At 48.5% G+C, this 26,494-nt stretch carries 26 protein-coding genes and 5 tRNA genes; 19 read left to right on the top strand and 12 right to left on the bottom strand.

The window, feature by feature from the left end; genetic code table 11:
• Positions 1–3: 3 nt before the first annotated feature.
• The 4 genes from FJM67_RS03940 to lptM are packed head-to-tail and all read right to left on the bottom strand — an operon-like array spanning position 4 to position 2,912.
• Positions 4–672, bottom strand: a complete 669-nt coding sequence (locus FJM67_RS03940) for a DUF484 family protein (protein WP_140587365.1) — start codon at positions 670–672, stop codon at positions 4–6.
• Between the two features lie 9 nt (positions 673–681).
• Positions 682–1,512, bottom strand: a complete 831-nt coding sequence (gene dapF, locus FJM67_RS03935; protein WP_140587364.1) for a diaminopimelate epimerase — start codon at positions 1,510–1,512, stop codon at positions 682–684.
• A gap of 11 nt (positions 1,513–1,523) precedes the next feature.
• Complete coding sequence (gene lysA / locus FJM67_RS03930; protein ID WP_140587363.1) at positions 1,524–2,777, bottom strand: diaminopimelate decarboxylase; 1,254 nt, start codon at positions 2,775–2,777, stop codon at positions 1,524–1,526.
• Positions 2,778–2,795: 18 nt separating this feature from the next.
• Positions 2,796–2,912, bottom strand: a complete 117-nt coding sequence (gene lptM / locus FJM67_RS03925) for an LPS translocon maturation chaperone LptM (RefSeq protein ID WP_140587362.1) — start codon at positions 2,910–2,912, stop codon at positions 2,796–2,798.
• Between the two features lie 259 nt (positions 2,913–3,171).
• Between lptM and FJM67_RS17470 the strand changes: the two genes are divergently transcribed.
• Positions 3,172–3,906, top strand: a complete 735-nt coding sequence (locus FJM67_RS17470; protein ID WP_181161423.1) for a hypothetical protein — start codon at positions 3,172–3,174, stop codon at positions 3,904–3,906.
• Positions 3,907–3,969: 63 nt separating this feature from the next.
• Here FJM67_RS17470 and argH read toward each other — a convergent pair whose 3' ends face one another.
• Entirely contained in the window at positions 3,970–5,370 is a 1,401-nt protein-coding gene (gene argH / locus FJM67_RS03915) for an argininosuccinate lyase (RefSeq protein ID WP_140587361.1), read from the bottom strand.
• A 151-nt stretch (positions 5,371–5,521) separates the two neighbouring features.
• Here argH and hemC point away from each other — a divergent pair, with 151 nt between their 5' ends.
• Genes hemC through FJM67_RS03895 form a run of 4 tightly spaced genes read left to right on the top strand, consistent with a single transcriptional unit; the run spans position 5,522 to position 9,628 of the window.
• Positions 5,522–6,451 carry a hydroxymethylbilane synthase gene (hemC, locus tag FJM67_RS03910; RefSeq protein ID WP_140587360.1) on the top strand — a complete coding sequence of 310 codons (930 nt, stop codon included), beginning with the start codon at positions 5,522–5,524 and terminating at the stop codon, positions 6,449–6,451.
• A gap of 2 nt (positions 6,452–6,453) precedes the next feature.
• The gene (locus FJM67_RS03905) at positions 6,454–7,206 is read left to right on the top strand and encodes a uroporphyrinogen-III synthase (protein ID WP_140587359.1); all 753 of its coding nucleotides are present in this window, start codon (positions 6,454–6,456) and stop codon (positions 7,204–7,206) included.
• The gene (locus FJM67_RS03900; RefSeq protein WP_181161422.1) at positions 7,206–8,402 is read left to right on the top strand and encodes a uroporphyrinogen-III C-methyltransferase; all 1,197 of its coding nucleotides are present in this window, start codon (positions 7,206–7,208) and stop codon (positions 8,400–8,402) included. Before FJM67_RS03905 ends, FJM67_RS03900 begins: the two co-directional genes overlap by 1 nt.
• Positions 8,399–9,628: a heme biosynthesis HemY N-terminal domain-containing protein gene (locus tag FJM67_RS03895; RefSeq protein WP_140587357.1), complete on the top strand. Its 1,230-nt coding sequence runs from the start codon at positions 8,399–8,401 to the stop codon at positions 9,626–9,628. The genes FJM67_RS03900 and FJM67_RS03895 overlap by 4 nt, the downstream gene beginning before the upstream one ends.
• Positions 9,629–9,672: 44 nt before the next feature.
• On the opposite strand, the gene FJM67_RS03890 is transcribed toward FJM67_RS03895, so the two are convergent.
• Entirely contained in the window at positions 9,673–10,590 is a 918-nt protein-coding gene (locus FJM67_RS03890) for a hypothetical protein (protein ID WP_140587356.1), read from the bottom strand.
• A gap of 54 nt (positions 10,591–10,644) precedes the next feature.
• Positions 10,645–10,830 (bottom strand): hypothetical protein, encoded by a 186-nt coding sequence (locus FJM67_RS03885; RefSeq protein WP_140587355.1) that lies wholly within the window; start codon positions 10,828–10,830, stop codon positions 10,645–10,647.
• Positions 10,831–10,919: 89 nt separating this feature from the next.
• Between FJM67_RS03885 and yaaA the strand changes: the two genes are divergently transcribed.
• The gene (gene yaaA, locus FJM67_RS03880) at positions 10,920–11,699 is read left to right on the top strand and encodes a peroxide stress protein YaaA (RefSeq protein ID WP_140587354.1); all 780 of its coding nucleotides are present in this window, start codon (positions 10,920–10,922) and stop codon (positions 11,697–11,699) included.
• Here the strand turns inward: yaaA and prmC are convergent, their stop codons facing one another.
• From prmC to hemA, 3 genes are read right to left on the bottom strand one after another with little or no spacing between them, the layout of a single operon-like run.
• Complete coding sequence (gene prmC / locus FJM67_RS03875) at positions 11,700–12,548, bottom strand: peptide chain release factor N(5)-glutamine methyltransferase (RefSeq protein WP_140587353.1); 849 nt, start codon at positions 12,546–12,548, stop codon at positions 11,700–11,702.
• Positions 12,549–12,558: 10 nt separating this feature from the next.
• The gene (prfA, locus tag FJM67_RS03870; RefSeq protein ID WP_140587352.1) at positions 12,559–13,647 is read right to left on the bottom strand and encodes a peptide chain release factor 1; all 1,089 of its coding nucleotides are present in this window, start codon (positions 13,645–13,647) and stop codon (positions 12,559–12,561) included.
• 3 nt (positions 13,648–13,650) lie between these two features.
• A complete protein-coding gene (hemA, locus tag FJM67_RS03865) occupies positions 13,651–14,919 on the bottom strand; it encodes a glutamyl-tRNA reductase (RefSeq protein ID WP_140587351.1) in 1,269 nt (422 codons plus the stop codon).
• Positions 14,920–15,148: 229 nt separating this feature from the next.
• On the opposite strand from hemA, the gene FJM67_RS03860 reads away from it, so the two are divergent.
• The 13 genes from FJM67_RS03860 to FJM67_RS03800 all read left to right on the top strand — a co-directional run bounded on the left by FJM67_RS03860 (position 15,149) and on the right by FJM67_RS03800 (position 22,969).
• Positions 15,149–16,864 carry a tetratricopeptide repeat protein gene (locus FJM67_RS03860; RefSeq protein ID WP_140587350.1) on the top strand — a complete coding sequence of 572 codons (1,716 nt, stop codon included), beginning with the start codon at positions 15,149–15,151 and terminating at the stop codon, positions 16,862–16,864.
• Positions 16,854–17,429: a lipoprotein insertase outer membrane protein LolB gene (gene lolB, locus FJM67_RS03855; RefSeq protein WP_235889976.1), complete on the top strand. Its 576-nt coding sequence runs from the start codon at positions 16,854–16,856 to the stop codon at positions 17,427–17,429. Before FJM67_RS03860 ends, lolB begins: the two co-directional genes overlap by 11 nt.
• The gene (gene ispE, locus FJM67_RS03850; protein WP_140587348.1) at positions 17,426–18,295 is read left to right on the top strand and encodes a 4-(cytidine 5'-diphospho)-2-C-methyl-D-erythritol kinase; all 870 of its coding nucleotides are present in this window, start codon (positions 17,426–17,428) and stop codon (positions 18,293–18,295) included. Before lolB ends, ispE begins: the two co-directional genes overlap by 4 nt.
• A 48-nt stretch (positions 18,296–18,343) precedes the next feature.
• Entirely contained in the window at positions 18,344–19,291 is a 948-nt protein-coding gene (locus tag FJM67_RS03845; RefSeq protein ID WP_140587347.1) for a ribose-phosphate diphosphokinase, read from the top strand.
• A 66-nt stretch (positions 19,292–19,357) separates the two neighbouring features.
• On the top strand, positions 19,358–19,936 hold the full coding sequence (locus tag FJM67_RS03840; protein WP_140587346.1) for a 50S ribosomal protein L25/general stress protein Ctc: 579 nt from the start codon (positions 19,358–19,360) through the stop codon (positions 19,934–19,936).
• A 16-nt stretch (positions 19,937–19,952) separates the two neighbouring features.
• Positions 19,953–20,537 (top strand): aminoacyl-tRNA hydrolase, encoded by a 585-nt coding sequence (gene pth / locus FJM67_RS03835; RefSeq protein ID WP_140587345.1) that lies wholly within the window; start codon positions 19,953–19,955, stop codon positions 20,535–20,537.
• A 24-nt stretch (positions 20,538–20,561) separates the two neighbouring features.
• On the top strand, positions 20,562–21,653 hold the full coding sequence (gene ychF, locus FJM67_RS03830) for a redox-regulated ATPase YchF (RefSeq protein WP_140587344.1): 1,092 nt from the start codon (positions 20,562–20,564) through the stop codon (positions 21,651–21,653).
• Positions 21,654–21,754: 101 nt separating this feature from the next.
• A tRNA-Gln gene (locus FJM67_RS03825) sits at positions 21,755–21,829 on the top strand.
• Positions 21,830–21,847: 18 nt separating this feature from the next.
• Positions 21,848–21,924: transfer RNA gene (locus tag FJM67_RS03820), tRNA-Met, on the top strand.
• Between the two features lie 16 nt (positions 21,925–21,940).
• Positions 21,941–22,015: transfer RNA gene (locus FJM67_RS03815), tRNA-Gln, on the top strand.
• 12 nt (positions 22,016–22,027) lie between these two features.
• Positions 22,028–22,104 (top strand) — tRNA-Met (locus FJM67_RS03810).
• Positions 22,105–22,124: 20 nt separating this feature from the next.
• Positions 22,125–22,199: transfer RNA gene (locus FJM67_RS03805), tRNA-Gln, on the top strand.
• 104 nt (positions 22,200–22,303) lie between these two features.
• Positions 22,304–22,969 carry a TIGR04219 family outer membrane beta-barrel protein gene (locus FJM67_RS03800; protein WP_140587343.1) on the top strand — a complete coding sequence of 222 codons (666 nt, stop codon included), beginning with the start codon at positions 22,304–22,306 and terminating at the stop codon, positions 22,967–22,969.
• An 84-nt stretch (positions 22,970–23,053) separates the two neighbouring features.
• On the opposite strand, the gene clpB is transcribed toward FJM67_RS03800, so the two are convergent.
• Both clpB and pgeF read right to left on the bottom strand, forming a co-directional pair.
• Entirely contained in the window at positions 23,054–25,636 is a 2,583-nt protein-coding gene (clpB, locus tag FJM67_RS03795) for an ATP-dependent chaperone ClpB (RefSeq protein WP_140587342.1), read from the bottom strand.
• A gap of 106 nt (positions 25,637–25,742) precedes the next feature.
• Entirely contained in the window at positions 25,743–26,486 is a 744-nt protein-coding gene (gene pgeF / locus FJM67_RS03790) for a peptidoglycan editing factor PgeF (RefSeq protein ID WP_140587341.1), read from the bottom strand.
• Between the last annotated feature and the right edge of the window lie 8 nt (positions 26,487–26,494).

The following is a 26,494-nucleotide window of genomic DNA, read 5'->3' as shown; positions in this document are numbered from 1 at the left end:
GTATTACCTCAACAGTCGGAGCACCATAGCACTCAATAAATCGGATAGAAAATCTAAGAACAAGGAGCCCTTGTCTTTATCAAAATGATTCAGTCGGTTAGAGCCAAGCGCTAATACCCCGTGATACACCAGTTGGCCTCCCTCATGGGAAATAAGCGGAAGAATCGCCGATGACATCACTCGATCGCTATCATCAATAAACAGAAACTCCGACTCTCGCACCGAGAGCACGCCGCAGTAGCAACCCTGTTTAGATAGCATAGCCTTAAGGATTGGCTCTGCATCCCGCCAAGGCGCGGTACGCACAGCGCCATCTAGCGGTTCATCACGAAACAACACCAAGGATTGGTAATGCACCTGAAAGTCTTCGGCCATTGACTCACTGACAGCGGCGACAAAATCATCAAGATCCTGACAAGTCAGACACTTGAGTACCAAGCGTCGACTTTTTTTCATGATTGCTTCGTTTTCACGGGCAACGTCCACCAGCCGCTCAAATTGGGCTTTGAAATCGGCCGTAGAAGTACGCAGCAACATTACTTGATGCTCAAGCAGGGAAATGGCTTTACCGGTATTAGGGTGCGGAATAGTTAACTCTTCCAACAAGCCTTGATGACGCGTGAAAAAATCGGGATTTTTCTCTAAAAAGGCAACCACTTCCGCTTCTTGCATTACTGAACCTTATAGATAAATTTGACCATCAAAAACTTTAGTAGCGGGGCCAGTCATGAGAATGGAACTTCCCTCTCCTTGCCAATCGATACGTAGATCACCGCCAGGCAGATGCACCAACACACTAGGAGCCAACCAACCTTGCTTAATTCCAGCAACGACAGCGGCGCAAGCACCGGTACCGCAGGCTTGAGTTTCACCTACGCCACGTTCGAACACGCGCAGATTGATCTCGTCCGCAGACAGCACCTGCATAAAGCCTACATTGACTCGGTTGGGAAACCAGTCATGGGATTCTAGCTGCGGACCAATACGTTCTACCAAGGCATCGCTAAGTTCATCCACCTTCAGTACTGCATGGGGATTACCCACCGAAACCGGTGTCAACTCGACGCTCTCAGCTCCCACTGGCACAGTGTAAAGCGATGCAGTTGTAGCAGGAGTGAAAGGCAGGTCAGCAGGGACAAAACTTGGAGCTCCCATGTCAACCTGCACGTCGCCATTAGCTTGGATATTCAACTGGGCACGACCACGTTTGGTTTCCACCAAAATCGTATTTTTATTGGTCAAGCCTTTCTCGGTAACAAACTTGGCAAAACAGCGAGCACCATTACCACAGTGCTCAACTTCAGAACCATCGGAGTTAAAGATCCGGTAGCGAAAATCTAACTCAGGGTTGGATGGCGGCTCCACTACCAGTAGTTGATCAAAACCAATGCCGCGATTGCGATCACTCAAACGCTGAATTTGTGCAGGATTAAAATATACCTTACGGGACACTGCGTCGACGACCACAAAGTCGTTACCCAAGCCATGCATTTTTGTAAATTTCAATAACATGCTGGCACTCTCTATGCAGGTAACAAGGATTCGCCAGCAAGCTGGTGATCAATCGTTTCACGGGCACGAATTTCGTGGGCAACATCACCATCTACCATTACCTCGGCAGCGCGATTGCGACTGTTGTAATTGGATGACATGGTAAAGCCATAAGCTCCCGCGGAGCGTACCGCTAGCAAGCTGCCTGCAGTGATATCTAACTCACGCTCTTTACCTAGAAAGTCACCTGTCTCACAAACGGGCCCGACTAAATCATAGACCCGTGAACCTTCGCCAGTCGGCTGTAAAGAAACTGGGATGATATTCATCCACGCGCCGTACAAGGATGGGCGGATTAAATCATTCATCGCCCCATCAATAATGGCGAAGTTCTTATGAGCGGTACATTTTAAAAACTCAACTTTGGTCAACAAGACGCCAGCATTAGCAGCAATGGAGCGCCCTGGCTCGAAGGCTAGCATAATGTCGCGGCCTTTCACTTTTTCTAAAATTAATTGTGCGTATTCCCCCGGCTCTGGTGGTACCTCATCACGGTACCGGACACCTAGACCACCACCTAAGTCCATATGTTTGATCTTAATGCCTTTCTCGGCCAACTGATCAATTAAACCAATAAGACGATCGAAGGTGTCTAGGAAAGGCTGCAGTTCGGTTAACTGAGAGCCAATGTGACAATCCACACCCATTACGTCCAAGTTAGGTAAGGAGTTGGCAACTTCATAGATGCGTACTGCATCCAGAATATCGATACCGAATTTGTTTTCTTTCAAACCGGTAGAAATATAAGGGTGAGTTTTGGCATCCACATCAGGGTTAACACGCAACGACACGGGCGCTTTTTTACCCATTTCCCCAGCCACTTTATCGAGACGATAGAGCTCAGCTTCAGATTCCACGTTGAAGCAATGGATGCCAACTTCCAAGGCACGGGCCATTTCCGCTTCTTGCTTGCCTAGGCCAGAGAACATTACTTTCGCTGGATCGCCACCTGCGCGCAATACTCGTTCCAATTCACCACCGGACACAATGTCGAAACCAGAACCCAGCTTGGCCAACACATTTAGGATGGCAATGTTTGAACAAGCCTTCACTGCATAGCAGATCAAAGTTGGGTGGGATGCAAAAGCATTCGCATAGGCGTTGTAGTGACGCTCGAAAGTTGCACGGGAATAGACATAAGTAGGCGTGCCAAACTGTTCTGCAATAGCGGCAAGTGACACATTTTCGGCATGTAATTCAGTGCCGGAGTAGTTAAAAAAATCCAATTCAGTTACCTCAAAAAACTAGCGATCATTGACCAGCTGTGGCGGTTCATTCACCGGCAAATAAAGGGCCCCTTTATTCCCGCAAGCACTTAGCAAAGCAACTAGCGCCAGACCGATTAAATATTTTTTCGCCATGGTCAAAATCACTCAATATTCAATTTGTTGAACAGTATACCGCCCACTGCAAAGTTTCCTACCCCTATGCCGATATTTGGCAAGATTAATTACGTGTTTTCGTTACCCGGACAATGGGTTTTGATATAGTTGCGTATCAAGTGCAGCCACATAAAAGAAGGAGTGGGCTATTTTCGGGAAAGAGCAAACAAACGGATGGCGCGGTAAAGTCGACTGTGTTTGCAAACCATGGTTGTTGGCCTTTATCGGTGCCGTGATTGTGCATCTGATATTTCTGTTGCTCTGGAAAACTGATGCTATTCCTACCGGTACTCCCCCGAAAACTCAGCGTATTGAAATACGATTGATAGATAGTATTCATCAATCTGACAGCGAACTTTCCACAGAGCCAGAGCCAGAGCCAGAGCCAGAGCCAGAGCCAGAGCCAGAGCCAGAGCCAGAGCCAGAGCCAGAGCCAATGTCGGTTCCTGATGTCAAAGCGTCAAGTCAAAGTGACGAAATCGATCCAACAGTGGAAACCGCAACACCACTTCCTTCAGGTTTTCAAAATACTGAGCAACCCATACTGTTAGAAAACATAGGGGCAGAGGAAGATAACTCGAATCCTCAGCAAGGCATTGATTTCAGTGTAGGAGGCCAGGTTGACCTAGTCAGCCCCCACTCGACCGTGCCAACTGGAACCGAGCCGATCTTCTCTGCCGATACTAGGGAGGCGTTAAAACAAGCCGTACGGGACCAAAAAGCCTATGTGGAAAGCAAAATCAAACAACCAGACTTCCCGATTACGGAGGACGCCGATGGCACCCGTTACGTCAATATCAAAGGGGTTTGCTGGAAAATGCCGCCAGAAGGCGAAAGTGGTGATTGGATGATCGTATTCGCCGGCTGCAGTGGGCAAACTAAGACCTTTCACTTTGAATTTAACATCACGCCGGAATTCATCACTAGCGATCAGTTTAACAACTTGCCTTTCTTGAATGGCGGTAATCAGTAACAAATGAAAAGGGAGCTACCTGGAGCTCCCTTTCACGAGTCATACTTTGCTAACGAGTAAAACCTAGCGTTTAGACAATTCTTCGTGGGCGCGAGCAATAGCAGCTCGAACTTGGGCTGGCGCAGTGCCTCCCACATGATCGCGGGCAGCTACTGAACCTTCCAGCGTTAGCACTTCAAATACATCAGCCTCAATCATAGCACCAAAGCCTTGCAGCTCTTCGAGGGTCATTTCAGATAGGTCACGGCCTTCTTTGACACCAAAACCTACTGCCTTACCAACGATTTCATGGGCGTCACGGAATGCTACGCCTTTACGCACTAAGTAATCCGCCAAGTCAGTAGCGGTACTAAAGCCACGTTTGGCTGCTTCATACATGTATTCTTTGCGGGCTTCGATAGCTGGAATCATATCTGCAAAGGCACGCAATGAACCTTTCAGAGTATCTACGGTATCAAACAATGGCTCTTTGTCTTCTTGGTTATCTTTGTTGTAAGCCAAGCACTGGGACTTCATTAGAGTCAGTAAGCCCATCAGGTGACCATATACGCGACCAGTTTTGCCACGCACTAATTCTGGCACATCAGGGTTTTTCTTCTGCGGCATGATGGAAGAGCCAGTACAAAAACGATCTGGCAAGAAGATGAAGTTGAACTGAGCCGACGTCCACATCACCAGCTCCTCTGCCCAGCGGGATAGGTGCATCATAATAACTGACGCCGCCGCCGTGAATTCAATGGCAAAATCACGATCACTCACGGAATCCAAAGAGTTATAGGTTGGGCGCTCAAAGCCAAGTAAATCGGCGGTCATATAACGATCGATAGGGTAAGTTGTCCCCGCCAATGCGGCAGCGCCGAGTGGTAGAATATTGACGCGCTTGCGGCAATCTAGCAGACGCTCATAATCCCGCTGGGCCATTTCATACCACGCCATTAAATGGTGACCAAAGGTCACTGGCTGAGCGGTTTGCAAGTGGGTAAAGCCAGGCATGACGGTATCTGTATTCTGCTCGGCAAGGGATAAGATCCCCTGTTGCAGACGCGTGACCTCTTCTAACAAGAAGTCTATTTCATCACGCATATACAAGCGAATGTCGGTAGCAACCTGGTCATTACGGGAACGACCAGTGTGGAGCTTTTTGCCCGTGATACCGATTTTTTGGGTCAAGCGCGCCTCAATGTTCATGTGCACGTCTTCCAATTCTACCGACCAGGCGAATTCCCCGGCTACGATTTCCGCTTCGATTTCGGTTAAACCCTGAATGATCTGATCACGTTCTTCTTCGGTTAGTACGCCAACTTTTGCCAACATGGTGGCATGGGCAATCGAACCTTGAATGTCTTGTTTGGCCATACGCTGGTCAAACTCTACCGACGCGGTAAAACGTGCCACGAAGGCATCTACCGGTTCAGAAAAACGTCCACCCCACTGCTGGTTGGTGGTTTTATTTGTATCAGTCATTGCTATAAATCCCAGTGTGAAATCAATGTGCGGCAAGATTACCTGAAGCAGCGGGGTTTATAAAGGCTTACGAGGATGACGCTTGGGATAGCAAAGAGTATGATGTAAGCAATTTTATGCGCCAAATCGGATTGAAGTACCAGGAGAAACCGTGAGAAATAAAATCGTCATCGCAACCCGTGAGAGCCAACTCGCGTTATGGCAAGCTAACAACGTTAAAGCCTCACTCGAAGCTCTCTATCCAGAGGTCAAAGTGGAATTGCTGGGCATGACGACTAAAGGCGATCAGATTTTGGACTCACCCCTTTCTAAAATTGGTGGCAAAGGTTTGTTTGTGAAAGAACTAGAAACCGCGCTCCTTAATGGCACCGCCGATATCGCCGTCCACTCCATGAAGGACGTACCAATGGCCTTCCCCGAAGGCTTGGGATTAGCCGTCATCTGTGAGCGCGAAGACCCTACCGATGCGTTTGTTTCGAATAAATATGACTCTATCGACTCCCTACCAGCCGGTGCGGTGGTTGGCACATCGAGCCTACGTCGCTCTTGCCAGTTACGTATGCAGCGCCCCGATTTAGTGATCAAAGATCTACGTGGCAATGTGAATACTCGCCTAAGAAAATTAGACGATGGCGAATACGATGCCATCATTTTGGCGACCGCGGGCTTATTACGTCTTGAGTTTGCCGATCGCATTCGCCAACGCATCAGTGATGAGTTTTCATTGCCTGCCGGTGGACAAGGTGCCATGGGTATCGAATGCCGCAGCGACGATACCGAACTACTGCAGATGCTCGCACCGCTGCAACACCAAGAAACAGCCTACCGAGTTTTGGCTGAGCGTGCGGTTAATGCCCGCTTAAATGGTGGCTGCCAAGCGCCAATCGCCTGTTTCGCCACCCTGAACGGAGAGCAACTATACCTTCGAGCTTTAGTAGGTAGCCCAGATGGTAAACAAATGGTACGCGGCGAGCTAACCGGCCCAGTCAGTCAGGCGGAACAACTTGGTGTGCAACTGGCAGACGATCTACTAAATCGTGGCGCCAAAGAAATTCTAGACGCTGTTTACGCCAGTGCTTAACCGTGAATACCAATATTCTCATCACCCGTCCCGAACCTGAGAACGCGCTTTCCTGCGCGTTCGTTCGGCAATGCGGCTGGACTCCTGTCCCGTTGCCGATGATGTCTATTACCCCGCTAAATAGTCCAGAGCAACAGGCTGCTATTCGTTCCCAGGTGTTTTGCTTAGATGAGTTCCAGTTCGTCTTTTTCGTGAGCAAAAACGCGGCACGCCTAGCACTTGAGTATATCGACGAATGCTGGCCTATGGCTCCGATCAATACTCAATGGATTGGCATTGGCGCGGGTACGACCGAGTTACTAAAACATGGCGGCCTACCAGCCATTTCTAACCCGGGTAATACTACCGAGCAGCTCTTAGAATGGCTAAAACCCGTCAATATGCGTCACAGCAAAGTACTCATTGTGCGGGGACAAGGGGGGCGGCCTGCCCTTGCTGACGGTTTAGAGGCTAAGGGGGCTAAAGTCACTTATTTAGAACTCTATCAGCGCAGTGAGCCAAGCTATACCGCCCAAGATTTGCTGTTCCTAGACCCATTTGAGCTGATTTGGGCCACCAGTGCCGAAGGGGTAGAGAATTTAACCAAGCTTGCCCAACAACATAATGTAGACATATTTCATCGCCCAATTTTAGTACCCAGCGAACGAGTACGTCGCTTAAGCGCAGAACTTGGCTGGCAAAAGGTGATATGCTCCAACGGAGCAGACGATCAAAGCTTATATTTGGCGACCAAAGACCTGTTAGGACGAACATAATGAGTGAGAAGAAAGACGACAACCAGCCAACTAGCACGGATGTGCAAGCAGATGTAAAACCATCGACCTCACCGTCACCAACACCTCCAAGTAAGTCCAGTAATAGCGCGCTTTCAGGTATCGCACTACTGGTTGCAGTGGCAGCCGCTGGCCTAAGTGGCTTCCAGTATTATCAAAACTATATGGCGAAACAGCAGGACAGTGGTGCGGTAACGGCGCTTTCTAGCCAGGTAGAGCAACTAACCAACACAACCGCCACAACGAGCCAACAACTCAAGCAGCTCACATCGCTACCACAACAAGCCCAGCAACTGGCGCGTCAAGCAGATGCCCTATCGCAGCAGCAAGCGCAAAACCAGTCTCGCATGAGCGAAGAACTCGCCGCTCTGTCGGTTAAAATCAACCAACTAGGTCGTACTAGTAAAGCGGATTGGTCTCTCGCTGAAGCTGAGTACTTGATTCGTTTAGCGAACCAACGATTATTACTAGATCGAGATGTGAACAACGCCTTGGCGCTCTTAACCAGTGCAGATCAAATTCTGGCAGGCTTAAAAGACCCGCTACTATTTGATACTCGCAAAGCGATTACGTCTGATATTCAGAAATTAAAGACCATCGAAGATTTTGACCTCGAAGGTCACTACCTGCAACTTGCCGCCCTTTATGACCAAGTAATGGATTTACCACAACGGGAACCTTCATCCCAGTGGCAAGCACAAAGCCAAACATCAACGCCACTACCAGATGTCAGCGACAATTATGGGCAAATGGCCTTGGACGCTTGGGAAGGTTTAAAATCGTTAGTGGTCATTAACTACAATCAAAAACCCGTAGCAGCACTGTTACCGGCAGAAGATTACCAACATGTTGTTACGGCTATTCAAATGCAGCTTGATATCGCTCAAGTCGCGCTAATTAAAGGCGAAGATACTATCTACGCCAAATCACTAGAGCGGGCTGCCGCAGCGGTGAGCGAATTCTTTGATCCAGAATCGCAAACCACTATCGCGTTTATGACTACGCTAACGGCATTACAGCAAGTTGATCCAACGCCGCAGATTCCATTGCCTCGTCCATCTCTTGAGGCCATGAAAGCACTAATGCTGAAATGGAATCAGAATCCTTCTGCTCCAGTACCAGAAGATGTAGTCGCACCAGCAGTTGATAACGACCAGCAGGAGGCCGCTTCCCTATGAGAAAATTCCTCCTCTCCCTAGTTATCATGCTGATTGCTGGCGGTGCTTTAGGACTCCTCATGAAGCAAGATACGGGTTACGTGATGATTTCTTTCAATCATGTCACCCTAGAAACTAGCGTCTGGGTCTTTAGTGTCCTAGTACTCGCTGGGTACTTTGCTTTTCATTGGCTGTGGCGTTTGGTATGGGTATTACTGCACCCAAACTCTTCTTTGTCGAAAGTGACTGGTGGCATTGCCCAAAAACGCGCTGCTCAAAACACTATCAAAGGCATGTTGGAGCTGGTCGGTGGCAACTGGGATAAAGCCGAGAAACTATTGACTTCCAGTGCCGATAAAGTGAGCTATCCGCTAGTGAACTATATTGGCGCAGCGTATGCGGCCAGTGAGCAAGACGAGCATGAGCGCTCCAAAGCGCTATTACGGGAAGCCCATAAAGTCTCCCCCGACGCGGAGTTTGCTATTGGTTTCGCACAGAGCCAAATTCAGTTAAAACAGGGACATTACGAAGGCGCATTGGCAACCCTGCTGCACCTACATAAGTTGAAGCCAAAACATCGCCAAACGCTAAAAATGTTGGTGACAGTTTATACCAAATTGAAGGACTGGGACGCATTGCAGAAGCTCACTCCCACTCTGAAAAAATACGGTATTTTCAAAGAAGAAAACCTACGGGAACTAGAAGGCAATGCTTTTTTAGCCCTGCTGGAACAACTGAAATTTCGCCGCAAAGTTGGTAAAGACAAGGATCAGTTAGCCGAAGATCTGCAAATCTTGTGGGGAAAACTGGACAGCATCCAATCTGATCCACAAATGCAGTTAACTTATGTGACGGCGCTGATCGAATTTGGTGGTGAAGTACATGCGGAGTCTTACTTACGTCAATTGCTAGGTAAAGCAATCACTCCAGAACTGATCACTTTGTATGGCAAATTAAGCTGTACTGACACCAGCAAAGCGCTCAGTACTGTCGAAAACTGGGTGAAAAAGAACCCTGATAATGCGCCTCTTTTATTGACTGCAGGGCGTATTTGCCAGAAACAAAAACTCTGGGGTAAAGCCAAGGACTATTATGAACGAGCGGTCACACTAGATTACGATAGCGAGGCGGTAGATGAGCTGAGTCGCTTGTTAGAGGCCTTTGGGGATCATAAAGCCAGCCATCAACTCTTGTTATCCCGTGTCCAGGCTAGCCCGAAAACACTAGCACGCTTACCTTTGCCATAATACGAATAATCACCTAAATCTAGGGAGGCGTCTGCCTCCCTTTTTTATGATTTTTTCAATAAGCGACGATGTAGCCAACGGGTAAATACCGGAAGAAAGTAAGTAGGTAGCTGCAACGCCCCTGCCAATGGCAGAAACGCCGGCCCGAGTAATGCTCCCGCGATGGTGTAAGTTAATAATACGTTACGGTTGCCCGAGGTAATCGCCGCCATCAATGCCAATTCATGCCCATGTCGCCGATAGCTGAAAAACGCCACGGCGAAAAATAAGGCAACCGTCACCAGAGCAAGTAACAGGTATCCCAGTGCTAATACCTCGTCGTAATCCCATAACCCACGGAAGTCTCCGATCAAGCCAAACGGGAATGCAAAAACCAGCAGTATGGTATAGGGGGAAATCTTGACCAACAGAGGATCAACCTTAGACTTTGGCAAAAAGCGGCGTACACAATAGGAAATCAGCAGAGGGCCCCCAATAAAGATCCCTAAGCGCATAAAATAGCCACCCCAGTTTAGGCTGCTCTCTCCAGTACCGTAGATAGAAATAGGCACAAGGATGACCGCGGGTAGCAATAATGTTGTCGCAATAGTCATTGCCATGGCCATCAAACTATCCAGCCCGAGCGCCCGAACAATAGCGGGCGTAGCAAACAGAGACCCGGTTGCCCCCACTGCCAGTAAAGCAAGGGTCAGTTCATCCCCCAAGTCCCCCATCCAAGCCACCAATAGCAGCAGCGCCATCGTAACTAGAGCGTGCAAGCCCCCATACCACCACACTAGTGAACGACGCATACAGGTCAGTAAATCCGTTAGCGGCATCCCCAACAATGTCAGCATCATGAGCGTGAATAGAACATAAGGTAAAAATGGAAATACCGCAGCCGACCAAGAGGGTAATATGAAACCGAGTACGGCGCTTAAAAACATACCCAGTAACGAATGACGGATAATAAGGGCTAACACTAGGGTGCCTTTTATAAATGAGAAGTGAACTTAAACGGTGGATAACAGATAAAATCAGGAAAGGCGCTGCTTGCGATTTTCTTCAGGTAACTCAGCCATTTCTATAGGCCAGTCCTTGCAAGCTTGGGCAAATGCATCCCGCAGGCGCTCTAATTCCTTTACGTCTTGCACTGCTAAAGACTTTTCTGCTTTAGGCTGTGCTCGCTTGATATCCGGAAATGGTAATAAATTATCCTTCATGAATCGTCTCTATCAGCTCGATAACTAGAACATTGCTACCACTGTATGGATAATTAAGGTTAAACGCAATGACTCGAAATAGGTATTCAATGAAATATGTGATCTCACCCGCTAAGACTTTAGACTTAGACAGCCAACCTCCAGTAAGCTCGTTGACCGTGCCAGAACACTTAGAATACGCCGCTGAGCTCATCTCCACTCTACGCCAAAAGACACCGGCCGATATCGCCAGCCTTATGAAACTGAGTGACAAATTGTCCACGCTTAATGTGGAACGCTACCATAGCTGGCAACAATTGCACGATAGCAGTAACAGCCGTCCGGCACTGTTTACCTTTATGGGTGATGTTTATACCGGTCTTGATGCCTATTCATTAACCGCTGACCAAATCACCTCAGCACAGCAAAATTTGCGTATCTTGAGCGGCTTGTATGGCATCTTGCGCCCGTTAGACTTAATCCAACCCTACCGTTTGGAAATGGGTACAAAGCTAGAAAATGCTAAAGGTAAGGACCTTTACCAATTTTGGGGAACAAAAATTGCCAAGTTTCTCAATCAGGAAATGGGTGACGATGAAGTCCTAGTCAATTTGGCTTCCAACGAATATTTTAAAGCTGTCAGTAAACAGTACCTAAATCACCAAATAATTACCCCAAACTTCCTAGATGAGAAAAATGGTCAATATAAGGTGATTAGTTTTTATGCAAAAAAAGCACGGGGGATGATGGTGCGCTTCTTGCTAACTAACGCAATCACCAACCCAGAAGACCTCAAGGCATTTGATTATTCGGGTTACCGGTACGATGCAAGTCGCTCCACGGCATTAGAACCGGTATTTATTCGCCCGGAATCAGCCCAAGAAAAATAGTTAAACACCGACGGCTAGCCAGCACCCCATCGTGACGCGCTCATGATTATTTAAGTCCCGCTCAGTTGTCACTTGGTCATAACCAGCGGCAGTGAGGATATCCCTTACTTGCTGCCCTTGATCATAGCCGTGCTCCAGTAACAACCAACCACCTCTAGCCAGAAACTGGCGAGCGTCGGAAGTAATTCGCTCAATATCCGACAAACCGTGATTATCTGCAATCAATGCAGTAAGGGGCTCAAAACGTACATCCCCTTGGGTCAGGTGAACATCTTCTGGGTCGATATACGGAGGGTTAGATACGATAACTTGGTAAGTGGTGCCACTGGAGACTTGGCTGAACCAGTCGCTCTGGTAGAACTCCACCGCTAAGCCATTGCGTTTGGCATTGCGCTGTGCCAGTGCCACCGCATCCGGCTGAAAGTCCAATCCCGTCACCCGTGCTAGAGGTCGCTCACTTGCTAGAGCGAGAGCGATGGCTCCGGTTCCTGTTCCGAGATCAAGCACCTTTAACGTGGTATCTTCAGGGATTTTCTCTAGGGCCAGCTCTACCAAGCGTTCAGTATCCGCCCGGGGAATTAAGGTGCAAGGAGCAACCTCTAAATTCAGCGTCCAAAAATCTTGACTACCAATCAAGTAAGCGACCGGCTCCCCTTGCTTGCGCCGTGTAATTAGCTCAGCGAAAGCACCGCTCTGGGAAGCACTTAGATCCCGATCCGGCCAAGTAAACAGGTAAGTTCGAGGACGATCTAGCACATGGCACAACAAACACTCTGCATCCAAGCGACTGGTGTCAGAGTGTTGCTCTAATTGTTGCTGCGCCCAAGTAAGCGCCTGATCAATACGCATGACAGGAGGGTTAGTTATCGCTACTCAAAGCCGCTAACTGCTCTGCTTGATATTCATTAACCAGAGGATTAATGATGGCATCAAGGTCGCCGGCAATCACTTCGTCTAACTTGTAAAGCGTTAGGTTAATACGATGATCCGTGACACGACCTTGCGGATAGTTGTAGGTGCGGATACGCTCGGAACGATCTCCACTACCGACCAGTGAACGGCGCGCTTCAGATTGCTCAGAAGCCGCTTTTTGTTCCTCTGCTGCACGCAATTTGGACGCCAACAGGGCCATCGCTTTCGCCCGGTTTTTATGCTGGGAACGCTCATCTTGACACTCAACCACGACACCAGTCGGGATGTGAGTGATCCGAATAGCCGAATCGGTTTTGTTAACGTGCTGACCACCAGCACCGGAAGCGCGGAAAGTATCAACACGGATGTCAGCTTTGTTGATGTCTATATCACTAACTTCATCCATTTCCGGCAAGATCGCCACAGTACAGGCAGAAGTGTGAATACGCCCTTGAGACTCGGTGGCTGGCACCCGTTGTACTCGGTGAGCACCGGATTCGAATTTCAATTTGGAGTAGGCACCCTCACCGACAATGCGCGCGATGATTTCTTTATAACCACCGTGCTCACCTTCGCTGGCACTCACTACCTCAACCTTCCAACGTTGTAACTCGGCGTAACGGGAGTACATACGGAACAAATCACCCGAGAAAATCGACGCTTCGTCACCGCCGGTACCGGCACGAACTTCTAGGAATACGTTGCGCGAATCATTCGGATCTTTAGGCAACAATAACTTTTGCAGATCTAGCAATAGTTCTTCTTTTTGCTCCTGACCCGCTTTGTATTCCTCTTGACCCATTTCTTTCAAATCTGGGTCAGAATCCTGCATTAGGACTTTTGCTTCTTCAATGTTTTCAAGGGTTTGTTGATATTGTTCAAAGCACTTTACTACCGGCTCTAGCTCGGCATACTCTTTGGAATAAGCTCGGAACAAATCCTGATCCATGATGACGCTGGCTTCACCAAGGTGCGCCTCTAACTCCTCGTAACGCTCAGCTAAGCTCTCGAGTTTAAATCGGATAGAATCTTTCATAGTTTATAGTTCTTGATGCTCTTTGATACCCAACATAGCCGCAGCCACTTCCAGTGCTTGTTGGTCACCTTCAGCACCGGCGTGTCGTAAAAATTGGGTAGGCTCGTTGATTAGTTTGTTCATCAGACTGTGGGCTAATTTCGCCATCACTTGTTCGGCAGCTTGACCTGATTGCAATGCCCGCAGGGCTTTTTCCAGCTCTGCATTTTTTATTGCTTCTGATTGAGCGCGATAGCTTACAATGAGATCCGCTACTTTGCGAGACTCTTGTTTACGCTTGAACTCAGTAATGCCCTGTTCAATGATCGCTTCTGCGGCTAACGCTGCATCCTGTCGTGCCCGCACGTTTTCCTCAATTACCGAATGCAAATCATCGACGGTATAGAGGTAAGCGTCATCCAGCTCTTCGACTTCTGGCTCAATATCCCGTGGTACGGCGATATCCACCAGCAACATGGGCTTGCGACGGCGTTTAATCATCGCCCGCTCAACCATGCCTTTACCGATAATAGGAAGTTGACTTGCCGTAGAAGAAATTACAATATCCGCCTGAGGTAGAGCGTCAGCAACGTCACCCAATAAAATAGCGTGAGCACCGATTTCCTCCGCCAACACTTGCGCTCGTGTTAATGTCCGATTCGCTACTATGATGCTGCCGACACCAGCTTCCTTTAAATGCTTGGCCACCAATTCAATGGTTTGCCCAGCACCGATTAATAAAGCAGTACTGCGACGGGTATCAGCAAAAATGCGTTGTGCCAAACTCACCGCTGCAAAAGCAATAGAAACCGGGTTCTCACCGATTGCGGTGTCAGTACGCACTTTTTTGGCAATAGAAAATGTTTGCTGGAACAAATGCTGCAACTGTGGGCCGAGGGTTTTACTTTCCTCGGCAACGGCATAGGCTGACTTTACTTGCCCAAGAATTTGAGGCTCACCTAAAATTAGGGAATCCAACCCCGCCGCGACTCTCATCACATGACGAATACTGTCATCATCCGCATAGGTATAACAAAACTTGCTCAGATCCTGCACCGGAATATTGTGGTATTCACTCAACCACTGAATGACTTTCTCAGGGCTTTCCCCTTCGTCGATTGCGCAGTAAAGCTCAGTACGGTTGCAAGTAGAAACAATAACCGCCTCGTTAGCGCTATCCGCATTTACCAAGGAGCTCAGTGCGTCTAACATCTTTTCTGGAGCAAACGACACTCGTTCACGTAAAGCAACAGGGGCGGTTTTGTGGTTAACACCCACGGTTATAAGTGGCATCAAGGCACTCGTTTAAGTCGTTGAAGGTCGCATTTTTGTCACGTTGTATTAACGTAACCTTACAGATTAAGGCGGTATTATAAGTGGAATTTCTACTTAATCGCACCCTATCAGGTCAATAAATCGATTAGAATGAAACCCTTCGGGCAAAATACCCTACTTGTTACTGTGATAGGGTTACCGATTTAAGCGAGCGAAACCGAGAATAACGTCGGATATAGGTGGTGTAATGTTGCGAACTTGCGGAATGATCCTACTAGCCATACCCTTGGCGGTTGCACTCGGCTGCGCCCAGAATCCCACCACGACCCGCAGCAAACCGATTGCCCAACCAAGCCCGACACTTAACGACAGTGCTTTTAGTCGCATTTTAGTCGCGGAATTTACATTACAACGGCACGGCCCTAAGGCCGCACTGCCCCTTTACCTAGCGGAAGCAAAGCGACAATCACAGCTAGACATAATCAAAAAGACAGTGCAGCTAGCACTTATCAGTCAAAGCAACAATGCCTTAGACGAATCCTTGAGCCTCTGGCGAGAGGTCGCCCCTGACGATGAGCACCCTTATGCTCTCGGTTTCAGCCTGGCTCTGGACAATGGTGATATCACACAAGGGGCACAACTGATCCAACAAGCTCAAAACGCCGGTGTCGCCCCCTACTTTGTCATACAATATCTAGATCAAAACTTAAGATCAGAGCAAAAAGTAGCCGATGTCAGCGCCCTATTACAGCAATGGCAAGAGGACGAGAGCCTAGTAAAACAGCTGCTCAGTAATCGGCTGGACTTTATACACGGGGACTACACCAGAGTTGTGACACAGCTGCCAACATTATTGCAACAAGTCCCCGACGCGCAACGGGAACAACTTTATATATTATTGTCATCAAGCTATACCGAACTCGGCGACCTACAACAGAGTCGCAACACGTTAATCAAGGCCCTTGAGGTTTTCCCGAGTAGCCAACGTTTGAGAATCAATCTGCTCGGTTTAGAACTAAAAATGGGACGAGTTGATCAAGCAATCGCTGACTTTCATGCTGCCTCAATGCCGTTGTTCTTACGCCAGCAAGTTGGGTTAAATTTCGCCCAACAACTGTCCGAGAATCATCCAGAAAAAGCGCTGATGCTATTAGAAGAAATCCCCAAGGCTGGGGGGTTGGACTATCAGCTCGATTATCTGAAAGCACAGATCCATCACCAAACTGGTGACTTGGCCGCGGCAATCACCTTGATTAAGGGGGTTTACGGCAACTTAGCTTGGAATGCCACACGAGACTTAGCCACTTGGCTTTACCAAGCCAACCAACCAGAACGCATCAACACCTTAGTGATTGAACGGGCGCAGCAAGATAACGACATTGATCACATTTTAGCCATCAGCCAGCTACACCAACAACAGCAGCGTACAGATTTGACCCTTGCGCTCCTGGATCTGGCACTCGACACACACCCGAATAACATGCAACTGCTGTATCGCAAGGCGATTGTGCTAGAAACCAACGCCCAACCAGCGCAAGCACAGCATATACTAAAGCAGCTAGTTAGGGACTACCCAGACAACGCCGATTATTTGAACGCCTTGGGTTATTCTCTAATGGTCAGTCAACCAGACCAATTAACGCAAGCAATCGTTTATGTAGAAAGAGCTTACTCACTAGACGACAGCAACCCAGCCATTATTGACAGTCTAGGCTGGGGTTATTATCTGCGCGGCGAACTCAATCCCGCTCGCACATACTTAGAGCAGGCTTGGGCTCTACTGAAGGACGCCGAAATAGGTGCCCATTTAGGTGAGGTATTATGGCAACTCGGCGAGAAAGACAACGCCCGAACAATTTGGCAACAGGCACTCGCCCGTGACGCCAACTATCCAGTATTATTAGACACCATTAAACGTTTCGCTCCAGAGCTTTTACTATCAAAGGATGACCATGAAAATTAACTGGACAATCTTAATACTAGTACTCGTCTTAGCGACAGGCTGTAGCACGACGCCTCCACCCCAGGCTCCCAATATTCCTAACGATGTTGCGGCAATACTAGAATGGGAAACGGAAGGGCGCGTTGGTATACGCACTCAAGATGATGCCTTGTCGGGAAACTTTTACTGGCATAAAACTCCGAACGCTTTTGAGCTCAATATCGTCGGTCCGTTTGGACAGGGGGCGACGACCTTAAGCGGTGACGACCATAGCGTGACGCTGAAAACCGATGATCGCAGTGTGACCGGCAACGATGCAGAAACCTTGTTGTTTAATGAGCTAGGCTGGCACTTCCCGATTCGTCAAGTCAACTATTGGATTCGTGGTCTGGCACATCCGACTAGCCCTGCTGATATTGTGTATCGTGCCGATGGCAAGCTAATTGAAAAACTCGTACAAGATGGCTGGACCGTAACATACCGGGACTACACTCAGTTAGAGCACTTATCACTACCGCAACGCATGCAAGTTGAGCGCGCACCTTACCGAGTCAACCTTATCATTACCCAATGGGCGGTAAAATGACTTCTATTACCCTACCAGCCCCAGCAAAACTCAATTTATTCTTACACATCAACGGTCGTCGCCCTGACGGTTATCACAATCTACAAACCATTTTCCAATTCATTGACATTGCCGACACACTGCACTTTTCCCTGCATGAGGGAAGCGGCATTCACTTAGAAAACAGCATTGTCGGCGTGGCAGTAGAAGATAACCTTATTTATAAAGCAGCTAATCTGCTACAACCCTTCGCCAAGTCGCTTGGGGCACTGCATATTCGTATCGACAAGCAGCTGCCAATGGGGGGCGGCTTGGGGGGCGGCAGTTCCGACGCGGCGACGACTCTGCTTGCTGCAAACCAGTTATGGCAATGCGGACTTAGCTTAGATCAACTAGCCGAATTTGGTCGCCAGTTAGGTGCAGATGTCCCTGTGTTCGTACGCGGCCACGCAGCCTTTGCCGAGGGCATTGGAGAACTTCTCACTCCAGTCACCCCCAACACCCCGTACTATCTGGTATTAAAGCCCGATTGCGAAGTCGCAACTGGTCAAATTTTTACCGATAAGGATTTGACAAGAGACACTCCGCCAATCACAATACCGCACGCTTTAAAGCAGGGTGGGCATAACGACTTTCTCAAGGTTGTCTTAGCGCATTATCCTCAAGTAAAAGAAGCATTTGATTGGCTTTCAGACTTCGGGCTGGCAAAACTGACCGGCACCGGAGCATGTTTATTTGTAGCGTTTGACAGTCTTGTTGAGGCGGAGCATGTAAAATCCTCCGTGCCTAATCGCTGGCAAGCTTGGGTTTGTCGCGGGCGCAACGAATCAGCTGCGCACCTTGCCTTAAACCGCTGGCTCGAACAACACGCCCTGACGCCGAATTGAGCTTAGCTAATCTGTCTTTCACTGCTACACATACAAAGGGTATACAAAGTGTCCAAGTTGATGGTTTTTACCGGTAATGCCAACCCTGAACTAGCTCGCAGGGTGGTACGCCGCCTAGGACTACCAATCGGAAACGCCACTGTTGGCAAATTCAGCGATGGAGAAATCGCCGTTGAAATCAATGAAAACGTACGTGGTAAAGATGTTTTCATTATTCAGTCCACTTGTGCCCCTAGTAACGATAATCTAATGGAGCTTATCGTTATGGCCGACGCTTTACGTCGTGCTTCTGCTACCCGAGTTACTGCCGTTATCCCTTACTTTGGCTACGCCCGCCAAGACCGTCGTGTACGTTCTGCTCGAGTACCTATCACAGCCAAAGTAGTAGCCGATATGATTTCTGCCGTTGGCATCAACCGTGTACTAACGGTTGACTTACACGCCGACCAAATCCAAGGCTTTTTCGACATTCCCGTAGATAACGTCTACGCAACTCCTCTTCTGCTAGACGATTTACAACGTCAAGGTCATGAAAACATCACTGTTGTATCTCCAGATGTAGGTGGCGTAGTTCGCGCCCGTGCTTTCGCTAAAATGTTGGATGACGCCGACTTGGCAATCATCGACAAACGTCGCCCACGAGCCAACGAAGCGCAAATTATGCACTTGATCGGTGATGTAAAAGACAAAACGTGTGTGTTGGTCGATGACATGATCGACACCGGTGGCACCTTGTGTGCTGCTGCAAAAGCGCTAAAAGAACATGGCGCGTCAAAGGTATTGGCTTACTGTACTCACCCAGTGCTTTCCGGCAAAGCTATCGAGAATATTAGCAACTCTGTATTAGATGAGCTTATCGTGACAGACACCATTCCCCTGTCTACTGCTGCTCAAAATTGCCCACAAATTCGCCAGTTGTCTATGTCTGACATTTTGGCTGAGGCTGTTCGTCGCGTCTGCAACGAAGAGTCAATTAGTGCCATGTTCGGGGCGTAAACCGGACCCCCTAAGCTCGGAACGGGTCGCAGTTCTGGGCAACCTTAACTTTTTTAGGATATCACTATGTCTCTAGTACTAAACTCTGTAACACGTAACGAAGAAGGTAAAGGTGCGAGCCGCCGCCTTCGTAAACAAGGTCTTGTTCCTGCTGTTGTATACGGTGGTAGCGCTAACCCAGTTTCTGTTACTTTCAAAAATAACGAAGTAGCTAAAGCAGTTGAAAATGCTGCATTCCTAACTGGTGTAGTAACTATCAGCATCGATGGCACTGAAGAATCTGTTATCGTTAAATCTTTGCAACGTCACCCAGCTTCTGGCGAAGTGATGCACATCGATCTACAACGCGTAGAAGCAGACAAGAAAATCGTTACTCGCGTACCGCTTGAGTTTATCAACGCTGCGAAATCTGAAGGTGTTAAATCTCAGGGTGGCCGTCTACAGGTTGAAGCGAAACTTGCTGAAGTTCGCTGCCTACCAAAAGACCTACCTGCTTCTTTGATCGTTGACACTATCAACGGCCAACTAGGCGAAATCTTCCACCTTTCTGATGCTCAACTACCAGAAGGCGTAGAATTGGTTGCTTTGTTGAAAGGCGAAGACCACAACCAACCTATCGCTCGTATCGGTAAAGCTAAGCGTTAATCATTGAGGCATCCTTGTGGCAGGTTTTAGATTACTCGTTGGCTTGGGCAACCCCGGCGCTGAATATGAAGATACCCGCCACAATGCTGGCGCACAATGGATAGAAGCACTGGCTCGTATGAGTCAGTGCTCTCTTCGTAATGAAAAGAAATTTTTTGGCCAATTCGGCAAAGTTTTTATAGGTGGGCAAGAATGCTACTTACTGATTCCTACCACCTATATGAATTTAAGTGGCAAAGCCGTTAGCGCTGTTTGCCAATTCTACAAAGTCTCCCCTGAAGAAGTTCTCGTGATCCACGATGAGCTTGATATCCCCCCCGGCACCGTAAAACTCAAAAAAGGTGGTGGTCATGGCGGACATAACGGCTTAAAAGACATTATCAGCAAACTTGGCAATAATCGTGAGTTCGGGCGCTTACGCATCGGCATAGGTCACCCTGGACACGCCAGTCAAGTAGCGGGCTATGTACTCAAAAAGGCTCCGGCGGAAGAGTACCACAAAATTGAACATACTATTGATGAGTCCTTACGCTACTACAGCGACATTGTTGCTGATAACTGGGGTAGCGTGATGAATCATCTACACAGCTTTAAAGCATAATCTAACAGCTTCTAGGATCTTACCATGGGTTTCAAATGCGGCATCGTCGGCTTACCTAACGTCGGCAAATCAACACTTTTCAATGCTCTTACTAAAGCCGGTATCGGCGCTGAAAACTTCCCATTCTGTACCATTGAACCCAACGCTGGCGTGGTAGCAATGCCTGATCCGCGCCTTGATGCACTGGCAGAAATTGTCAAACCAGAGCGCATCTTAGCGACCACTATGGAGTTTGTTGATATTGCCGGTCTAGTAGAAGGCGCCTCTAAAGGTGAAGGTTTGGGCAACAAGTTTCTAGCCAACATCCGCGAGACCGATGCCATTGCTCACGTGGTGCGCTGCTTTGAAGATGACAATGTCATTCACGTGGCAAACCAAGTAAATCCAAAGGCAGACATCGAAGTCATCAACCTTGAGCTGATTTTTGCGGATATCGAGTCGGTTGAAAAACAGATTTTCCGTACTGCAAAAAATGCGAAATCTGGCAACAAAGAAGCCATCGCCCACAAAGAGTTTCTAGAGCGTATCAAGCTACATCTTGAAGATGGTCAACCAGTGCGCACCATGTCCCTGAGCGATGATGAGAAAAAAGCGGTGAAACTGCTGCACCTGCTGACCAGCAAACCCACCATGTACATTGCCAACGTGGCAGAAGATGGCTTTGAAGACAACCCATTCCTAGAGACAGTGCGTGAAATTGCCGCCCAAGAAGGCGCTATGGTGGTACCAATCTGTAACCAGATGGAAGCTGAAATCTCTGAACTTGACGCCGAGGAAATGAAAGAGTTCCTAGATGAGATGGGCATGGAAGAACCTGGCCTAGATCGCGTTATCCGCGCCGGTTACGAACTTCTGGGCTTGCAGACATACTTTACCGCTGGCGTAAAAGAGGTGCGCGCTTGGACAGTGAAGAAAGGTGCTACCGCACCGCAAGCTGCTGGCGTGATTCACACTGACTTTGAGAAAGGCTTTATCCGTGCCGAAGTGGTTGCATACAACGATTTTATCCAATACAAGGGTGAAAACGGCGCCAAAGATGCCGGCAAATGGCGCTTGGAAGGTAAGGAATACATTGTTAAAGATGGCGATGTAATGCATTTCCGTTTTAACGTATAAAATTTTAGAAAAATGCTTGACCCATGAATGGGTTATATGAATAATATCGCGCCACGGACACAGCGGAAGCATTTGCTAAAACAGTGTTCGATGCAGTCTATTGGGGTGTCGCCAAGCGGTAAGGCAACGGGTTTTGATCCCGTCATGCGTTGGTTCGAATCCAGCCACCCCAGCCACTGACTGTTTAAATTGTTGGCTATGTAGCTCAGTTGGTTAGAGCACATCACTCATAATGATGGGGTCACTAGTTCGAATCTAGTCATAGCCACCAATATCCTTTTTGATGTTGGGGTGTCGCCAAGCGGTAAGGCAACGGGTTTTGATCCCGTCATGCGTTGGTTCGAATCCAGCCACCCCAGCCATCAATATCTAAAGGCTATGTAGCTCAGTTGGTTAGAGCACATCACTCATAATGATGGGGTCACTAGTTCGAATCTAGTCATAGCCACCAATTTAGAAATATCTCCTTATTGGGGTGTCGCCAAGCGGTAAGGCAACGGGTTTTGATCCCGTCATGCGTTGGTTCGAATCCAGCCACCCCAGCCATATTTGCATTATTCTTACCTTTTAGTTTGATTTAAGCACTAGACGCTTACATTCCATAACTTATAATGTCGCTTAACACTCCTCACCCATATGGACGACATGTTATGAAAAAAGCCCTGATCGCTTCATCAATTATTCTTGCTGCCGGTGCAGCCAACGCCGACGTAATCGGCCTGACCGCTGAAGCTGGCTACTATATGCCGGATGCAACATTTACCGGTAAGATTCTAAATACAGAATCCAATCCAAGCATGTCTGCAGAAAGCAGCATGTATTACGGTGTTGCTTTTGAACACCCAGTGCCAGTTATTCCTAACGTACGCGTACAGGGCGTCACCTTTGATACCAAAGCCTCTGGCAGCGAAGACACTAGCTTAAAAATCGACACCACGGATTACACGGCCTACTACGAACTACCAGTAATTCTGCCTTGGTTAGAGCTTGATGTGGGCTTTACCTTACGGGCCATGGATGTAGATATGCGAGTAAAAGGCGCTTCTGAATCTGGCTCTGTGGTACTGCCAACTGGCTATGTAGCTGGTTACGTACACATTCCAGGCCTACCACTAAGCATTGGTGGCGAATTGAAAACCTTAAGCATTGGTGACTCTAGCTTGACTGACACTACCATTAAGGTGAAATACGAGTCTCCATTCTTTGTTGGTGTTGAAGCGGGCTACCGCAATGCCAACATGACTCTAGATACCGATGACTTCTACACCGAAGCGGATTTCTCTGGCGCTTACATCGGTGCCTTTGTGGATTTCTAATGCTATTTAGCTGAGATAACGCACAAAAAAACACCAGCTTAATGCTGGTGTTTTTGTTTGCTATGTAAGCACTAGAGGTGACACCTACTTAGAGAATACAAACTCGCCATTAACCACACTGACCTGCACCTTGTCACCGCTGACAAAGTTGCCCGCTAGCAACTCATTCGCCAACGGATTCTCGATCCATTGCTGGATAGCACGTTTTAATGGGCGAGCACCATAGATGGGGTCATACCCCACTTCGGCAAGTTGCTCCATAGCACTGTCAGATAAGTTCAAACTCATACCCATTTCTTCCATACGAGCATTTAGATGAGCCAACTGAATTTTCGCAATGCCCTTAATCTGATTTTGCATCAACGGATGGAAGACCACCGTCTCGTCAATGCGGTTGATAAATTCCGGGCGGAAATGAGTTCCCACCACCTCCATCACCTTGTTTTTGATTTCTTGGTACTGATCATCGCCACGGTATTCTTGGATCACATCGGAGCCAAGGTTAGAGGTCATGACCACGACCGTGTTACGAAAGTCCACGGTACGACCCTGCCCATCCGTCAACCGCCCGTCATCTAATACCTGCAACAAAATGTTGAAGACGTCGGGGTGTGCTTTTTCGACCTCATCCAGTAGCAATACCGAGTAAGGACGACGGCGCACTGCTTCCGTTAAATAACCCCCCTCTTCATAACCCACATAGCCCGGCGGAGCACCGATCAAACGGGCTACCGAGTGTTTCTCCATAAACTCCGACATATCGACGCGAACCATGGCTTGTTCCGTATCGAACAAAAATTTCGCCAGAGATTTACAGAGCTCAGTTTTACCAACACCAGTGGGGCCGAGAAATAGGAAAGAGCCGTTCGGACGATTCGGGTCAGCCAACCCAGAACGGGAGCGACGCACCGCATTCGAGACAGCGTTTACCGCTTCATCCTGACCAATAACGGACTCATGCAGAGCATCTTCCATGCGCAACAACTTCTCCCGCTCACCTTCCAACATTTTATCAACAGGGATGCCCGTCCAGCGGGAAACCACTGTAGCAATCTCTTCTTCAGTGACACGATTGCGCAGTAACTGATTGGTAGTTGCGCCACTCTCCTCTGCCTGGCTGGCTTTCTCGATCTCTGCCTCAAGCATGGGAATAACGCCATATTGCAGCTCCGACATCTTCGCCAAATTACCTTGGCGACGCGCCTCTTCCATTTCTTGCTTGACTGACTCTAACTCTTCTTTGAGCTTCTGGGCGCCCTGTACTGCCGCTTTTTCCGCATTCCAAATTTCTTCCAAGTCCGAGAACTGCTTTTCTAACTGGTGAATTTCCGCTTCGAGTTCCTTCAGACGCTGTTTAGAAGCTTTATCTTTTTCCTTCTTCAGCGCCTCTTGCTCGATCTTCAACTGGATCAAACGGCGCTCTAAGCGATCCATGTCCTCTGGCTTAGAATCCATTTCCATACGAATACGGCTAGCCGCCTCGTCAATCAAGTCAATGGCTTTGTCTGGCAGCTGGCGGTCGGTGATGTAGCGCTGGGAAAGCTTCGCCGCAGCAATAATCGCCGAGTCAGTGATATCTACTCCGTGATGCACTTCATAGCGCTCTTTCAGACCACGCAGTATGGCAATGGAGTCCAATACCGAAGGTTCTTCCACTAGAACTTTTTGGAAACGACGTTCAAGCGCAGCATCTTTCTCGATATATTGACGGTATTCATCTAAGGTCGTTGCCCCCACACAGTGGAGCTCCCCTCGGGCCAAGGCAGGCTTGAGCATATTGCCGGCATCCATGGAACCTTCTGACTTACCAGCACCCACCATGGTGTGAATCTCATCAATAAAGAGAATCACCTGCCCTTCTTGTTTGGCAAGCTCATTCAATACCGCCTTGAGGCGTTCTTCAAACTCACCGCGATACTTAGCACCAGCAATAAGTGCCCCCATATCCAGCGAAAGCACTTTCTTGTTTTTCAACCCTTCCGGCACTTCGCCATTGACGATACGTTGTGCTAGGCCTTCCACAATCGCCGTCTTACCTACACCAGGCTCACCGATTAATACAGGATTGTTTTTACGACGGCGCTGTAACACTTGAATAGTACGGCGTATTTCATCGTCTCGCCCGATCACTGGATCGAGCTTACCCTGTGCCGCCCGCTCGGTGAGGTCGATGGTATATTTGGATAAGGCTTGACGGCTCTCTTCCGCATTCGGGTCATTCACCGCATCACCACCGCGTACCGAGTCAATCACGGCAACAATGTCACCTTTCGAGACACCGGTAGCTTGCAGTGCTTTGGCTAAATCGCCTTTGCTATCAAACATCGCCAATAGCACGAGTTCGGAGGAAATATACTGGTCTTTGCGCTTCTGGGCTTCTTTATCGGCTAAGTTTAGTAAGCGCCCCATTTCAGGGGACATTTGCACATTGCCGTCGTGATTGTTTACCCGTGGTAAACGCTCTAATAACTCGTTGAGTTTTTCACGAAACTTAGCAACTTGAATGCCGGCCTGCTGTAATATTGGGCGGGTGCTACCGCCTTGCTGATCCAGCAACGCCACCATCAGGTGTAACGGTTCGATATAGTTGTGATCAAGCCCAAGCGCCACCGACTGAGCATCAGAAAGCGCGACTTGGAGTTTGCTAGTTAAACGATCGATACGCATGGGTGTCCTCCGCTGAAACGATCTTAATTCATAGTTACTAGCTTTATAGGACCGAGGAAAAAGTTTTCAATGGTTAGGGTGTCATTTTTTTGACAGTCGTCAGATTCTAGCGATGTTCGAGCCAAATTAATGTGGCCTGACGCCCGGTAACGCCATCGCGACGATAGGAGTAAAAACGCTCCGAATCACTGAATGTGCAGTGCTCACCACCGTAAACCTCGGTCACCCCGACTTGGGCGAGACGCAGCCGCGCTAATTGATAAATATCAGCCAGCCATTTGTTGGCGTTAACGGGATGGGGCACAAACGCCAACTGAGCTTCAGCCTGATGAGAGATGAATGCCTGACGCACGTCTTCACCCACTTCAAAGGCTTGTGAACCAATCGCTGGCCCCAACCACACGAGTACATCGTCGGGATCAGCAAACTTTGCAACAGCTTGCTCCAAGATACCATCACACAGACCACGCCAACCAGCATGCACCGCTGCCACTTGCGTTCCTATCCGGTTAGTTAGCAATACTGGTAAACAGTCTGCTGTCAAAACCACACAGGGTACATGGGGGATTTGTGTCCAAGCCCCGTCTGCCGCCTCGACATCACTCTCGTAAGGCAACTCTTTAACGCGAATACTGTGCGTCTGATTTAGCCAAGCTGCAGAGAGATCAACGCCTACCTGCTGCTGTAACAGGGCCCGATTGCGACCAACCAACTCAGGGTCATCTTGTACATGTAAGCCAAGATTTAGCCCAGAATACTGCCCCTGACTGTAGCCATCACGCCGGGTAGTGGACAACGCCTTCACATGGAAGGGAGCCGGCCATTGGGGGATCAGAAATTCAGTATTCATCGTTACAT

It is taken from the genome of Maribrevibacterium harenarium (assembly GCF_006385675.1).
In the GTDB taxonomy this organism is placed as follows: domain Bacteria; phylum Pseudomonadota; class Gammaproteobacteria; order Pseudomonadales; family Marinomonadaceae; genus Marinomonas; species Marinomonas harenarium.
Note: the sequence above shows the minus strand (reverse complement) of the source record. Positions and strands in the feature narration are given on the sequence as shown.